The organism is Caenispirillum bisanense (assembly GCF_900230255.1).
In the GTDB taxonomy this organism is placed as follows: Bacteria; Pseudomonadota; Alphaproteobacteria; order Rhodospirillales; family Rhodospirillaceae; genus Caenispirillum; species Caenispirillum bisanense_A.
On sequence record NZ_OCNJ01000001.1, the window covers coordinates 784,360 to 798,024 of the forward strand.

Here is a 13,665-nt window from a genome sequence, read left to right on the forward strand (position 1 = left end):
ATCCTCCTTTGCCTGGTTGGCGGTGGCCCCCTTGGCATCGGGGTTCTGTCTTGCCAACGCAGCCAAAGTGGTAAGGTTGCTTTTGGTTTCCTTCTTCTTGAACCGCTTGCCGGGCAAAGGAAAAGCCGGCGGCATCGCTGCCGCCGGCCTCTCCCCGGGTCGGTCTTCCCTTCTGCGTCACTCGGCCGCGGTGGCGGTCGGCTGCGGGTGGCGGAAGGCGTTCAGCAGCTCCGCCTCGCGGGCCTTCTGCTCGGCGACGTTGCGCTCCAGGACGTGGCCGAAGCCGCGCATCTTCTGCGGCAGGCCGGCGATCTCCACGGCGAGGCCGTGGGTGTCGTGGGTCAGGCCCTGGCAGAGTTCCGCCACCACCGCCTCGTACTCGGCGATCAGGCGGCGCTGCAGCTTGCGCTCGGACGAGTAGCCGAACACGTCCAGCGCCGAGCCGCGCAGGCCCTTCAGCTTGGCCAGCGTGCGGAAGGCGCCCATCATCCACGGCCCGAAGGTGGTCTTCTTCAGGTGGCCGTCCTCGCCGCGCTTGGCGATGAGGGGCGGCGCCATGTGGAAGGTGAGCTTCAGGTTCTCGCCCTCGAACTGCTCCTTCAGCGCCGTCTGGAAGCGGCCGTCGGTGTAGAGGCGCGCCACCTCGTACTCGTCCTTGTAGGCCATGAGCTTGAAGGCGCTGCGGGCGACCGCCTCGGCGAAGCCGCCGCGGCCCGGCGCACGGGACTTCTCGGCCTGCACGGCGCGGTCCACCAGGGCGCGGAAGCGGCCGGCGTAGGCGGCGTTCTGGTAGCCGGTGAGGAACTCGACGCGGCGGGCCACCACCTCGTCGAAGGTCTGCGACAGGCGGCGGTGGGCGAGTTCGGTCGCCGCCGGGGCCTTGTCGCCTTCGTCGATGAGGGTTTCCACCCGCCCCGGCGCCACGGCGTAGCGGCGGCCCCACAGCAGGGCGGCCTTGTTGGCCTTGATGGCGACGCCGTTCAGCTCGATGGCCTTCTCGATGCTCTCGAGCGTCAGCGGGATCAGGCCGCGCTGCCAGGCATAGCCGACCATGAACAGGTTGGTGGCGATGCTGTCGCCCATGAGGGCCGTGGCGACGCGGGTGGCGTCGACGAAGTGGGCGGCGTCGGCGCCGACGGCGTCGGCCAGGGCGTGGCGCACTTCGTGGCGCGGGAAGGCGATGTCGGGCTTGGAGGTGAACTCGGCCGTCATGGTCTCGTGGTCGTTGACCACGGCGGTCGTGAAGTCCGCCCGCGTCTTGCCCAGCACATCGAAGGTGCCAGCGGTCAGCATGTCGCAGCCGATGACCACCTTGGCGTTGCCGGCGGCGATACGGCTGGCGTAGAGGCCGGACGGGCTTTCGGCGATCTGCACGTGGGTGACGACGGCGCCGTTCTTCTGCGCCAGGCCGATCTGATCGAGCACGGAGACGCCCTTGCCCTCCAGGTGGCCGGCCATGCCGAGCAGCGCGCCGATGGTGACGACGCCGGTGCCGCCGATGCCGGTGACGACGATGCCGTAGGGCTCGTCGTGGGCCGGCAGGGTCGGCATGGGCAGCGGGCCGAAGCCGTCGTCGCCCTCGGCCGCCGACTTGCCGGCGCCGTCCGGGGTCTTCTTGCGGACCTTGGCGCCCTCGATGGTCACGAAGCTCGGGCAGAAGCCCTTCACGCACGAGAAGTCCTTGTTGCACGAGGACTGGTCGATCATGCGCTTGCGGCCGTATTCGGTCTCCACCGGCTGCACGGCGACGCAGTTGGACTGCACGCCGCAGTCGCCGCAGCCTTCGCACACCAGCTCGTTGACGAACACGCGCTTGTCGGGATCGATCATCTTGCCGCGCTTGCGGCGGCGGCGCTTCTCGGCGGCGCAGGTCTGGTCGTAGAGCAGGACGGTGACGCCCTCGACGCCGCGCAGCTCCTTCTGCACCGCGTCCAGGTCGTCGCGGTGGCGGATGGTGACGCCGCCGGCCCAGGCGGTGCCGATGGCGTACTTGTCGGGGTCGTCGGCGACCACGATGATCTTCTGCACGCCCTCGGCCTCCAGCTGGCGGGTGATCTGCCAGGGGGTGAGGATGCCGTCGACGGGCTGTCCGCCGGTCATGGCGACGGCGTCGTTGTAGAGGATCTTGTAGGTGATGTTGGCCTTGGCCGCGACCGAGGCGCGGATGGCCAGGATGCCCGAGTGGAAATAGGTGCCGTCGCCCAGGTTGGCGAAGATGTGCTTTTCCTCGGTGAAGGGCATCTGGCCGATCCACGGCACGCCTTCACCGCCCATGTGGGTGAAGGTGGAGGTGGAGCGGTCCATCCAGGTGACCATGTAGTGGCAGCCGATGCCGGCGACGGCGCGGCTGCCCTCGGGCACCTTGGTCGAGGTGTTGTGCGGGCAGCCGGCGCAGAAGTAGGGCACGCGCTTCACCGGGCTGACCGGCGTTTCCAGGCTGCGCTCCTTGGCTTCCAGCCACTCCAGCCGCTGCTTGATGGCGGGCGAGGTGTAGAACTGCGCCAGCCGCTCGGCGATGACGCGGGCGACGCGGGCCGGGGTCAGTTCGCCGGTGGACGGCAGGATCCAGTTGCGGTTTTCGTCGAACTTGCCGACCACGCGCGGGCGCACGTCCTCGCGCCAGTTGTACAGCTGTTCCTTCAGCTGGTTCTCGATGAGGGCGCGCTTTTCCTCGATCACCAGGATCTCCTCGAGGCCTTGCGCGAACTCGCGCACGCCTTCGCGCTCCAGCGGCCAGGGCATGCCGACCTTGTAGACGCGGATGCCGATCTCGGCCGCCATGCGCTCGTCGATGCCGAGGTCGTGCAGCGCCTGGCGGACGTCCAGGTAGCTCTTGCCGGTGGTGACGATGCCGAGCCGCGGGGTCGGGCTGTCCATGACGACCCGGTTCAGGCCGTTGGCGCGGGCGAAGGCGAGGGCGGCGTAAAGCTTGTGCTTCATCAGCCGGTGTTCCTGCTCCAGCACCGCGTCGGGCCACCGGATGTGCAGGCCGCCGGCCGGCATCTCGAAGTCGGTCGGGATCTTCACGTCGATGCGGTGCGGGTCGACGGCGATGGAGGCGGAACTGTCGAGGATCTCGCCCAGCGCCTTGAACGCCACCCAGCAGCCGGAATAGCGCGACATGGCCCAGCCGAGCACGCCGTAGTCGACGATTTCCTGCACGTTGGCCGGCGCCAGCACCGGCATCATGAAGTCCATGAAGGCGTATTCGGTCTGGTAGGCGACCGTCGAGGACTTGGCGGCGTGGTCGTCGCCGGCCAGCAACAGCACGCCGCCGTTCTTGGCGACGCCGGCCATGTTGGCGTGGCGCAGCACGTCGCCCGAGCGGTCGACGCCGGGGCCCTTGCCGTACCACATGCCGAACACGCCGTCGTACTTGGCGCCGGGGAACAGGTTGGTCTGCTGGCTGCCCCACACGGCGGTGGCGGCCAGGTCCTCGTTCACGCCCGGCTGGAAGTGGATGTGGTGGCGCTTCAGGTGCTCGCGGGCCTTCCACAGCTCCTTGTCGAGGCCGCCGATGGGGCTGCCGCGATAGCCGGAGATGAAGCCGGCGGTGTTCAGGCCGGCCGCCAGATCGCGCTCCCGCTGCATCATCGGCAGTCGGGCGAGGGCCTGGATGCCGGTGATGTAGATGCGGCCCGACGCAAGCGTGTACTTGTCGTCGAGCGTGACGTTGGCGAGGAAGGTCATGCGGTGTCTCCCGGTGATGCAGGGGCAGTTCTTTGCGCCGCCCTCGCGGTGTCCTCAGGCGCCCGCTTGCTCCGGGGTCCGTATCCCGGGCGGGGCGTATGAAAGAAAATTTAATGGCAGGAAACGTGACCTACAATGGGGAAATGTCGACCGTCGCGCTAAGGCAAGGATCGGTCAGGGAAAGCCGCGATGCAAGCAACGGACATGCTGCGCTGCGGGGACGGCGCGCAAGGTTGTGAGGGCAGGGCGGGGAAGGGCGGACGCCGTTTCGGGACTCGCGGTGCGCCGGGTGCCCGCTACGCTTCCACCGGCACCGCGGTGCGGCTCTTGTAGGTTTCCACTGCCACGTAGGTATAGAACCGCTCGACCAGCGGATCGTTGGCGAACAGGCGTTCGATGACGCCCTGGTACTCGCTCATGGTCGCCAGTTGCAGCACCAGGATGACGTCCGGCTCGCCGGTGACGCCCCAGGCCTGCATGACCGCCGGTTCCTGCCGCACGCGGGCGATGAAGTCCTGCCGCTGCGGCGCGCCGTGGTGCGACAGCTGCACCTCCACCACCGCCGTCAGGCCGCGCCCCACCGCCTCGGCGTCGACCACCGCCACGGTGCGGCGGATGACGCCCGTCTCCTTCAGGCGCTGGACGCGGCGCAGGCAGGTGGACGGCGACAGGCCGACCCGCTCGGCCAGGGCGGCGTTGGTGATGTCGGCATCCTCCTGCAAGTGGGCCAGGATGCGGCGGTCGATGCGGTCGAGCGGCATGGTTCACCAGAATGGCGGGGGATGCTGCAAGATCCTGCCACGGAAAGGCAATCTTTGACCACCCTTGCCGCGGCCGATGCGCTATCACTGGTGGCACCGCGATCCCCCCTCCCGCCGGAGACCCCCATGTCCGCCGTCCCACGTCCCGTCGCCGCCCTCGGCTCCGTCGCCCGTGATTCGCTGCGCGTGTGGTGGGTGCTGCTGAAGCTGATGGTGCCGACCATGATCCTGGTGAAGCTGGCGGCGGACTTCGGCGCCATCCCCTACATCGCCGCCGCCTTCGCGCCGGTGATGGCGGTGGTCGGCCTGCCGCCGGAGCTGGGCATCGTGTGGGCGACGGCCTGCCTGACCACCATCTACGGCGCCGCCGCCGTGCTGCCGACGGTGATGCCGGCCGACCAGCTGACGGTCGCCCAGATGACCGTGCTCGGCACCATGATGCTGGTCGCCCACTCCCTGCCGCTGGAAGGCCGGGTGTGCCAGCGCACGGGCACGAGCTTCCTGGTGCAGACGGCCTTGCGCCTCGGCGGTGCGGTGCTGTTCGGCGCCATCCTGTCGGCGGTCTACACCGGCCTCGACGTGCTGCAGCAGCCGGCGAACATGGCGTGGCTGCCGCAGGCGCCGGCCGACGGCGGCTGGCTGGCGTGGGGCATCGCGGCGGTCGAGAGCCTGGCGATGATCCTCGCCGTCATCTTCGTCATCATGGCCGGCATGCGCCTGCTCGACGCGGTGGGCGGCAACCGGCTGCTGACGCGCCTGCTGCAGCCGCTGCTGCGCCTCATGGGCATGGGGCCGCAAGCGGTGCCGCTGACGGTGATCGGCGTGGTGCTCGGCCTGTCCTACGGCTCCGGCCTCATCATCCGCGAGGTCGACCGCGGGGCGTTGCCGCGGCGCGACGTGTTCCTGTCCATCTCCTTCATGGCCCTGTGCCACAGCCTGATCGAGGACAGCCTCATCATCATCGCCATGGGCGGCGACTGGACGGGCGTGGTGCTCGGCCGGCTGCTGCTGACGGTGGTGGTGATGACCGTGCTCGCCCGCATCGTCCACCCCCTGCCGGACCGCACCTTCGAGCGCCTGTTCATGAACCGCCGGGGCCGTCCGGCGGCGGTCGCGGCCCCGGCCGGGGCGGCGTGAGCGGCTCTCGACCCGTCGCCGCCGGCCTGTCACCCTGCGCACCATGAGCCCCAGCCCGAGCCCCTCCGCCGCCGCCGCGTCCGCCAAGTCCGGCTTCCTCGCCGCCGTCGCCGCCTACGGGGTGTGGGGCGTGTCGCCGCTGTTCTTCAAGCTGCTGGCCGCCGTGCCGCCCGTCGAGGTGGTGGCGCATCGCGTGCTGTGGGCGCTGGTGGTGCTGGCGGTGGTGCTGACCGTCCGCCGCGGCTGGCACGACGTGCTCGGCATCCTGTCCGACCGGCGCAAGCTGCTGGTCTTCGTCGGGTCGGCGACGGCCATCACCATCAACTGGGTGACCTTCGTCCACGCCGTCACCAGCGGCCACGCCCTGGAGGCGAGCCTCGGCTACTACATCTTCCCGCTGGTCACGGTGCTGCTCGGCGCCGTGTTCCTGAAGGAGACCTTCAACCGCCGCCAGGCCGCCGCCCTCGGGCTGGTGGTGGCAGGCGTGGCGGCGCTGGTGGTCGGGCTCGGCACGCTGCCGTGGGTGGCGCTGACGCTCGCCGTCTCCTTCGGCATCTACGGCCTGCTGCGCAAGACGGCCCCGGCGGAAAGCCTGGTCGGCCTGTTCGTCGAGACGCTGGTGCTGATGCCCCTGGTGCTGCTCTACCTCGGTACCCTGGAGGCGACGGGCGCCGGCAGCTTCCTGCATTCCGAGGGCTGGGCAATCCCGCTGCTGCTGGTGGCGGCCGGGCCGCTGACGGCGGTGCCGCTGTTCCTGTTCGCCTTCGCGGCCCGGCGGCTGCGGCTCGCCACCCTCGGCCTCATGCAGTACATGAACCCGACCATGCAGTTCCTGCTGGCGACGCTGGTGTTCCACGAGACCTTCACGGTGCCCCACGCCGTCGCCTTCGTGCTGATCTGGAGCGGCATCGCCGTCTATAGCCTCGACCCGGCGAAGCTGCGGCGGGCGCGTCGCCGGCCCGACCAAGACCCCACGCCCGAAGGCGTTGACAGAACCGCGCCATAGGCCAATATCCCTTCCAGCCGTGCCCGCAGTCGGCGGTGGTCGACCGTGCAAAGGACCACCTCCCCCAGCCGTCAGGCGGCCCGTCCCCTCCGACGACGACGCCACAGGAGTTTATACGAGTATGACCAACCCGGCTCACCAGCAGATCCAGTCCGACATCGACACCAACGACGTCGTGCTGTTCATGAAGGGCACCGCCCAGTTTCCGCAGTGCGGCTTCTCCGCCGCCGTCGTGCAGGTGCTGAACCACTTCGGCGTACCGTTCAAGGACGTGAACGTGCTCGCCAGCGACGAGATCCGCCAGGGGATCAAGGAATTCTCCAACTGGCCGACCATCCCGCAGCTCTACGTGAAGGGCGAGTTCGTCGGCGGCTGCGACATCGTGCGCGAGATGGCCGCGAGCGGCGAACTGCAGCAGATGCTGAAGGAAAAGGGCGTGAAGACCGCCGCGTAAGCGGACGTCTCCCGACCCCGACGGAACAGGCCGGTGCCCGCGAGGGTGCCGGCCTTTCCTTTCGTCCGCCCTCAGCCGCCGCGGCGGGCGCTGCTGTAGGCCCGTTCCACCCGGGCGACGCGGGTGGTGGAGAAATCGTACCATTCGGTACGGCCGCGCTCGCGGGCCTGGACGTGCTCGGCGTGCAGCTTCCAGGCGCGGATCGCCTCCTCGCTTTCCCAGTAGCTGACGGTGATGCCGAAGCCGTCCGGCCCGCGCGCCGACTCGATGCCGAGGAAGCCGGGCTGGGCCTTCGCCAGCTCCACCATGCGGTCGGCCGCGGCGCCGTAGCCGTCGCCCGGCTGGTCGTTGCGCTGCGAGGAGAAGATGACGGCGTAACAGCCTGGGGTGCGGTCGTCCATGGCGAGCCCTCCGTTGTCCCGGTCCCTGCGAGCCTAGGCGGCGGGGCGGGTGGCCTCCAGGGCCACTGACGGGGGCGGCAACGGGCCCGCGGGCGGTGGCGTTGCCCGCAGGGCAGGGGGTGCGGCCCCGCTCCTCCTCCCGATCCCTCCCAAGACGACAGGACTCGCCCCATGTGGACCGTCAATGCCAAGGACGCCCGGATTCCCGCCCTCGGGTTCGGCACCTTCACTCTGCCGCCCGACGACTGCCACCGCATGGTGAAGGCCGCCCTGCGCGAAGGCTATCGCCACGTCGACACGGCGCAGATCTACGAAAACGAGGAAGCAGTCGGCACCGGCATCCGCGACTCGGGTATCGGCCGCAGCGACCTGTGGGTCACCACCAAGGTGTGGGTGAGCAATTTTCGCGACGGCGACCTGCAGCGCTCGGTGGACGAAAGCCTGCGCAAGCTCGCCATGGACCACGTCGACCTGCTGCTGCTCCACTGGCCGAACCCGGAGGTCGACCTGGCCGAGACGCTGGGCGCGCTCGCGTCCGTGAAGCAGGCCGGCAAGGCGCGTCACGTCGGCATCTCCAACTTCACCGTCGACCTGATCCGCCGCGCCACCGAGCTTTCGCCCGAGCCCTTGGTCACCAACCAGGTGGAATACCACCCGCTGCTGAACCAGGACCCGGTGCTGGAGGCCTGCCGCGCCCAGGGCATGGCGCTCACCGCCTACAGCCCGGTGGCGCAGGGCAAGGTGCTGGGCGAGCCGGTGCTGGCGCGCATCGCCGAGGCGCACGGCAAGACGCCCGCCCAGGTCGCCCTGCGCTGGCTGGTGCAGCAGGAGGGCGTCTGCGCCATCCCGCGCAGCCGCAGCGAAGACCACGCCAAGGCCAACCTGGAGATCTTCGACTTCGAGCTGTCCGCCGACGACATGCGCGCCATCAAGGGCTTGCAGCGCCCCGACGGCCGCCAGATCGCGCCGGAGGGCCTGGCGCCGCAGTGGGACAGCTGAGTGCCCGACCTGGCCGCGGGGGAGGTCGGGCCTCCGCCGTAAGCCATTGAAAAGATTGTTCCATCCTCCGAGGTAGGTCCAAATAGGCCCTGCCTCTCCTTCCCCGCCTTTGTCCCTCGACGCAGCGCTCCGCTAGCGTCTCTGGTGGTCGGCACAAGAAAAACCAACCATCAGGGAGAGCGCACATGCTGCGGGTATTCGGGCACCACATTGCGGTTCCCGTGCTGCTTCTGGCGCTGTTGGAAGCGGGCGTCCTTCTCGGGTTGTTCGATGGCCTGGCGGCCCTGGTCGCGGCGCTGTGGCCGGTGACCGTGGACGTCGGCGTGGAAAGCGCCGCCGACGCCCTCGTTCACGGGCTGGAATGGCATGACGACGTGGTGCCGCTGGCGCTGGCGCTGCTCGGGGTGGTGGTGATCGCGTCGGTCGGCATGTACAGCCGCCGCATGTTCTTCGACATCAAGACCTTCGTCCGCCGCTCGCTGGTCATCTTCCCGCTGCTGTTCGTGGCGCTCGCCATGGCGGCGGTGGCCTATGCCACCTGGGCCGGCACCGACTGGTCGGGCTACGTCATCCTGCTCGGCTTCGCGACACCGGCCGCCGGGGTCGCCATCCTGCTCATCCGCTATTTCTTCGTGGAGCTGGCCGACCTCGACGTCTTCAAGCGCCGGGTGCTGGTGCTCGGCACCGGCGCGGCGGCGCAGCGGCTGGCGGAGCTGGGCGATCCGGCGCACCACCGCAATTTCCGCATCGTCGGCTTCGTCGAGACCGGCGAGAACGGCACCGCCGAGGACATGCGCCACTGGCAGATCTTCCCCCGCCGCCTGGTGGAGGAGCGCGAAGCCCTGAGCCAGCTGGTCACCGACCGCCGCGTCGACGAGATCGTGCTCACCACCCGCGAACGCCGCGGCAGTGGTGCGGCCGGCGGCGGGGGCGGGCTGCCGCTGCACGACCTGCTGCAGTGCAAGCTGGCGGGTGTCGCCATCGCCGACTACGCCACCTTCTGGGAGCGCGAGGCCGCCGAGATCGACCTCGACACCCTGCGCCCCGGCTGGATGATCTTCTCCGACGGGTTCCGCCTGTCGCTCGGCCGCCGCATCTTCAAGCGCACCTTCGACATCGTGGTCAGCCTGGTGTTCCTGCTCGGCACCCTGCCCATCACCCTGCTGGCGGCGGCGGCCGTCAAGCTGACCAGCGCCGGGCCGGTGTTCTACCGGCAGGAGCGGGTCGGGCTGAACGGCCGCACCTTCGGGCTGCTCAAGTTCCGCAGCATGACCGTGGATGCCGAGAAGGACGGCACGCCGCAGTGGGCGCGCACCAACGACGCCCGCGTCACCGCGGTCGGGCGCTTCATCCGCAAGACCCGCATCGACGAGATCCCGCAGGTCCTGAACGTGCTGAAGGGCGAGATGAGCTTCATCGGCCCGCGCCCGGAACGCCCCTTCTTCGTCGACCAGCTGGCCGCCGAGATCCCCTTCTACCGCGAGCGCCACTCGGTCCGCCCCGGCATCTCCGGCTGGGCGCAGATCAACTACCCCTACGGCGCCTCGGTCGAGGATGCCCGGCGCAAGCTCGCCTACGACCTCTATTACGTGAAGAACGGCAGCATGTTCCTCGACCTGCTCATCCTGGTGCAGACCGCCAAGGTGATCCTGTGGAACGAGGGGGCGCGCTGAGGTGGATCCCGCGGCCGGCATCGGTGTCGTCCTGACCTGGGCCTACGGCCTGTGCGCCGGGGCATACATGCTGCTGGCCGTCGTCGCCCTGAGCCGGGGCGCCGACCTGCTCCCCGCCCGCCGCACCGCCGCCACGGCGGCGGCCGTCCTGACGGCCCTGTGGGCGGTGGCGATGACGGGGCTGCCGGCCGCCGCGGGCCTGCTGCCGACGATGGCGGTGCCGCCCGTGGTGCTCGCGCTGGAAGCCATGCACACCATGGCGTGGCTCGTGGTGCTGGCCGAGGTGGCGGGCCTGTGGCAGGGCCGCCGTCTCGCCCTGGTGGGCGGCGGTGCCGTGCTCGGTGCCGGTGCCCTGGCCGCCGGCGTCGGCCTCTCCGATTGGATCGCGACGACCGCTCCCCACCTCATGCCGGTGGCGCTGCTGGTGCTCGCGGTGGTCGGGCTGGCGCTGATGGAGAGCATCCTGCGCCAGCGCGACGTCGAGGAACGCTGGGCGATCAAGCACCTCTGCCTCGGGCTGGCGGTGGTCTTCGCCTTCGATGTCTTCCTGTTCGCCGACGCCCTCCTGGTCAACCGGCTCGACGCCAACATGGTGGCCGCGCGCGCCCTGGTCGACGCCCTGTGCGCCGCGGCCATCGGCGTCTCGCTGTTCCGCTCCATGGACGGCGGCCGGCGCCTGCGGCCGTCGCGGGAGATCCTGCTCAAGTCGACGACGCTGTTGGCGACCGGCGTCTACCTGCTGGTGATGTCGCTGGTGGGCTATGGCATCCGCGGGCTCGGCGGCTCGTGGGGGCCGGCCAGTCAGGCGGCGTTCCTGGCCGGGTCGCTGCTGCTGCTCGGCGTCCTGGTGTTGTCGGGGGCGTCGCGGGCGCGGGCGCGGGTGTGGGTCGCCAAGAACTTCTTCGCCCACCGCTACGACTACCGCGCCGAATGGCTGCGCGTGACCCGCACGCTGGCGGGCGGCGAGGGCGAGGACGCCGCCGCCCTGCACGACCGCGTCATCCGCGCCGTCTGCGACATCGTGGAAGGCACCGCCGGCGCTCTCTGGCTGCTGCAGGAGCGTGACCGCGCCTTCATCCCGTCGGCCGTCTGGAACCTCTCCGCCGGCCTGCCGGCGGTGCCGGTGGACTCGGCGCTGGTGGGGTTCCTGCAAGGGCGGCGCTGGGTGGTGGACCTGGACGAGATGCGCCGCCGCCCCGACCTCTACGGCTTCGACGCGCCCGAGTGGCTGACGGCGCTGCCGCAGGCGTGGCTGGTGCTGCCGCTGCCCATCCGCGGCGACGTCATCGGCTTCGTGCTGGTGGCCGCGCCGCGCCTGCGCCGGCCGCTGACGTGGGAGGACTTCGACGTCCTGAAGACCGTCGGCCGCCACGCCGCCGCCACCCTGGCGACGGAAAAGGCCTTGAACGAGCTGTCCGACGCCCGCCGGCTGGAGGCCTTCAGCAAGCGCACGGCCTTCCTGGTGCACGACGTGAAGAACATCGTCAGCCAGCTCGACCTCATGCTGAAGAACGCCGAGCGCGTCGGCGACGACCCCGAGTTCCAGAAGGACATGCTGGACACCACCGCCGGTGCCGTCGCCAAGCTGCGCGCCCTGCTGGCCGAGTTGCGCCACAGCCGGGCGCCGGCTCCGCCGGCCCTGCCGCCCGGCGCGCCGGCCCCCGACGTCGGCGAGCAGGTGGCGCAGGCGGTGACGCGCTGGCGCCGCCGCCATCCCGATCTCGCCGCCGACCTGGCGGGCGCAGCGGGCGGCGGGCTGCCGATTCCGCCGGCCGAGACCTTCGGCAGCGTCCTCGACCACCTGCTGCAGAATTCCATCGAGGCCGCCGGCGCGGCGGGGCGGGTCACCGTACGGCTGGTGCGGGGCGGCGGGACCATCGCCGTCGAGGTCGCCGACGACGGCGTCGGCATGGACCTCGCCTACGTCCGCGACCGCCTGTTCCGCCCGCTCGACAGCAGCAAGGCCGACGGCTACGGCCTCGGCGCCTTCCAGTGCCGCGAGCTGGTGCGCGAGATGGGCGGCCGCCTCGAAGTGAGCACCGAGCCCGGCAAGGGCACGATCATGCGCATCGTCCTGCCCCTCGACCGCACCGCGGCGGAGGGGCCGGCCAGGGCGACGCCGCAGCCGACCAGGGAGACCGTATGATGGCCGACGCGAAGCCGATCCTCATGCTCGTGGAGGACGACGAGGGCCTGGCCAAGCAGCTGAAGTGGGCGCTGGCCGACGCCTGGGACGTCCAGGTGGCGAACGACCGCGCCGCCGCGCTGGCGGCCGCCCGCCGCTGCGATCCGCAGGTGGTGGTGCTCGACCTCGGCCTGCCGCCCGACCCCAACGGCGCGACGGAGGGGTTGGCGGTGCTCAAGGACCTGCTGTCGTTCAAGCCGTGGCTGAAGATCATCGTCTCGAGCGGCAATGCCGAGCGCGTGCACGCCCTCGAAGCCGTGCGCAACGGCGCCTACGACATCTACCCCAAGCCGGTGGACATCGACACCCTGCGGCTCATCGTCGAGCGCGCCATGCAACTGGCGGAGCTGGAGGCGGAGAACCGCCGCCTCGCCGCCGCCCGCGAGACCGGCCCCATGACCGACGTCATCGCCGAAAGCCCGAAGATGCTCGACGTGCTGCGCATGGTGGAGCGGGTGGCGCCGTCGGACGTCAACGTCCTGCTCACCGGCGAGAGCGGCACCGGCAAGGAGGTGCTGGCGCGCGCCCTGCATCGGTGCAGCGGCCGCGCCAAGGGCGCCTTCGTTGCCATCAACTGCGCCGCCATCCCCGAGAACCTGCTGGAAAGCGAGCTGTTCGGCCACGAGAAGGGCGCCTTCACCGGCGCCGTGAAGACCACGCCCGGCAAGATCGAGCAGGCCGACGGCGGCACCCTGTTCCTCGACGAAATCGGCGACATGCCCCACCCCCTGCAGGTGAAGCTGCTGCGCTTCCTGCAGGAACGGGTGATCGAGCGGGTCGGCGGCCGCAGCCAGATCGCCGTCAACGTGCGGGTGGTGGCGGCGACCAATGCCGACTTGCAGGCGCTCATCCGCGACGGGCGGTTCCGCGAGGACCTCTATTACCGCCTCGACGAGGTGGGCGTGCACATCCCGCCGCTGCGCGACCGGCCGGGCGACGCGACGCTGCTGGCGCGGTTCTTCCTCGGCCGCTACGCCCGCGAGATGAAGCGCCCCGTCCGCGGCTTCACCGCCGACGCCGTCACCGCCATCGCCGGCTACGAGTGGCCGGGCAACGTGCGCGAGCTGGAAAACCGGGTGAAGCGGGCGCTGGTGCTGGCCGACGGCCCCATGATCGCCGCCACCGACCTGCGCCTGGAGGCCGCCGACTTCCCCACCCTGCGCATGGCGCGCGAGGAGGCGGAGATGGAAGCCGTCAGCAAGGCGCTGTGCGTCGCCGACAACAACGTCTCCGCCGCCGCCAAGCTGCTGGGCGTGAGCCGGCCGACCCTCTACGACCTCATGCGGTCGCTGCGGCTGCGGGAGTGAGCGGGCCTCAGTTTTTAGCCACCAAGACACCAAGGACACCAAGAGAGCGGCG

Annotated in this window: 10 protein-coding genes; 7 read left to right on the top strand and 3 right to left on the bottom strand. The window is 70.4% G+C overall.

Translation table 11 applies throughout. The features are described from left to right. Positions 1-177: 177 nt before the first annotated feature. Both CRP50_RS03730 and CRP50_RS03735 read right to left on the bottom strand, forming a co-directional pair. A complete protein-coding gene (locus tag CRP50_RS03730; RefSeq protein WP_097277612.1) occupies positions 178-3,690 on the bottom strand; it encodes an indolepyruvate ferredoxin oxidoreductase family protein in 3,513 nt (1,170 codons plus the stop codon). Between the two features lie 296 nt (positions 3,691-3,986). Then, positions 3,987-4,451 carry an Lrp/AsnC family transcriptional regulator gene (locus tag CRP50_RS03735; RefSeq protein WP_097277613.1) on the bottom strand — a complete coding sequence of 155 codons (465 nt, stop codon included), beginning with the start codon at positions 4,449-4,451 and terminating at the stop codon, positions 3,987-3,989. 126 nt (positions 4,452-4,577) lie between these two features. Between CRP50_RS03735 and CRP50_RS03740 the strand changes: the two genes are divergently transcribed. The 3 genes from CRP50_RS03740 to grxD all read left to right on the top strand — a co-directional run bounded on the left by CRP50_RS03740 (position 4,578) and on the right by grxD (position 7,048). Beyond that, entirely contained in the window at positions 4,578-5,588 is a 1,011-nt protein-coding gene (locus tag CRP50_RS03740; protein WP_097277614.1) for a hypothetical protein, read from the top strand. Between the two features lie 43 nt (positions 5,589-5,631). Then, complete coding sequence (gene rarD / locus CRP50_RS03745) at positions 5,632-6,594, top strand: EamA family transporter RarD (RefSeq protein WP_097277615.1); 963 nt, start codon at positions 5,632-5,634, stop codon at positions 6,592-6,594. 121 nt (positions 6,595-6,715) lie between these two features. After that, the gene (gene grxD / locus CRP50_RS03750; protein ID WP_097277616.1) at positions 6,716-7,048 is read left to right on the top strand and encodes a Grx4 family monothiol glutaredoxin; all 333 of its coding nucleotides are present in this window, start codon (positions 6,716-6,718) and stop codon (positions 7,046-7,048) included. Positions 7,049-7,119: 71 nt separating this feature from the next. Here grxD and CRP50_RS03755 read toward each other — a convergent pair whose 3' ends face one another. Then, entirely contained in the window at positions 7,120-7,449 is a 330-nt protein-coding gene (locus tag CRP50_RS03755) for an antibiotic biosynthesis monooxygenase family protein (protein WP_097277617.1), read from the bottom strand. Positions 7,450-7,620: 171 nt separating this feature from the next. Between CRP50_RS03755 and CRP50_RS03760 the strand changes: the two genes are divergently transcribed. From CRP50_RS03760 to prsR, 4 genes are all read left to right on the top strand, one after another. Continuing rightward, positions 7,621-8,448 carry an aldo/keto reductase gene (locus tag CRP50_RS03760; RefSeq protein ID WP_097277618.1) on the top strand — a complete coding sequence of 276 codons (828 nt, stop codon included), beginning with the start codon at positions 7,621-7,623 and terminating at the stop codon, positions 8,446-8,448. A 185-nt stretch (positions 8,449-8,633) separates the two neighbouring features. Beyond that, a complete protein-coding gene (locus tag CRP50_RS03765; protein WP_097277619.1) occupies positions 8,634-10,121 on the top strand; it encodes a TIGR03013 family XrtA/PEP-CTERM system glycosyltransferase in 1,488 nt (495 codons plus the stop codon). 1 nt (position 10,122) lies between these two features. Continuing rightward, complete coding sequence (gene prsK, locus CRP50_RS03770) at positions 10,123-12,267, top strand: XrtA/PEP-CTERM system histidine kinase PrsK (protein WP_097277620.1); 2,145 nt, start codon at positions 10,123-10,125, stop codon at positions 12,265-12,267. Further along, a complete protein-coding gene (gene prsR / locus CRP50_RS03775) occupies positions 12,264-13,613 on the top strand; it encodes a PEP-CTERM-box response regulator transcription factor (protein WP_245913347.1) in 1,350 nt (449 codons plus the stop codon). The genes prsK and prsR overlap by 4 nt, the downstream gene beginning before the upstream one ends. The last annotated feature ends 52 nt before the right edge of the window (positions 13,614-13,665 follow it).

Excerpts from the sequence above, each read along its gene's own strand:
- CRP50_RS03730 (WP_097277612.1), bottom strand. The coding sequence starts at position 3,690 with ATGACCTTCCTCGCCAACGTCACGCTCGACGACAAGTACACGCTTGCG.
- CRP50_RS03735 (WP_097277613.1), bottom strand. The coding sequence starts at position 4,451 with ATGCCGCTCGACCGCATCGACCGCCGCATCCTGGCCCACTTGCAGGAG.
- CRP50_RS03740 (WP_097277614.1), top strand. The coding sequence starts at position 4,578 with ATGTCCGCCGTCCCACGTCCCGTCGCCGCCCTCGGCTCCGTCGCCCGT.
- rarD (WP_097277615.1), top strand. The coding sequence starts at position 5,632 with ATGAGCCCCAGCCCGAGCCCCTCCGCCGCCGCCGCGTCCGCCAAGTCC.
- grxD (WP_097277616.1), top strand. The coding sequence starts at position 6,716 with ATGACCAACCCGGCTCACCAGCAGATCCAGTCCGACATCGACACCAAC.
- CRP50_RS03755 (WP_097277617.1), bottom strand. The coding sequence starts at position 7,449 with ATGGACGACCGCACCCCAGGCTGTTACGCCGTCATCTTCTCCTCGCAG.
- CRP50_RS03760 (WP_097277618.1), top strand. The coding sequence starts at position 7,621 with ATGTGGACCGTCAATGCCAAGGACGCCCGGATTCCCGCCCTCGGGTTC.
- CRP50_RS03765 (WP_097277619.1), top strand. The coding sequence starts at position 8,634 with ATGCTGCGGGTATTCGGGCACCACATTGCGGTTCCCGTGCTGCTTCTG.
- prsR (WP_245913347.1), top strand. The coding sequence starts at position 12,264 with ATGATGGCCGACGCGAAGCCGATCCTCATGCTCGTGGAGGACGACGAG.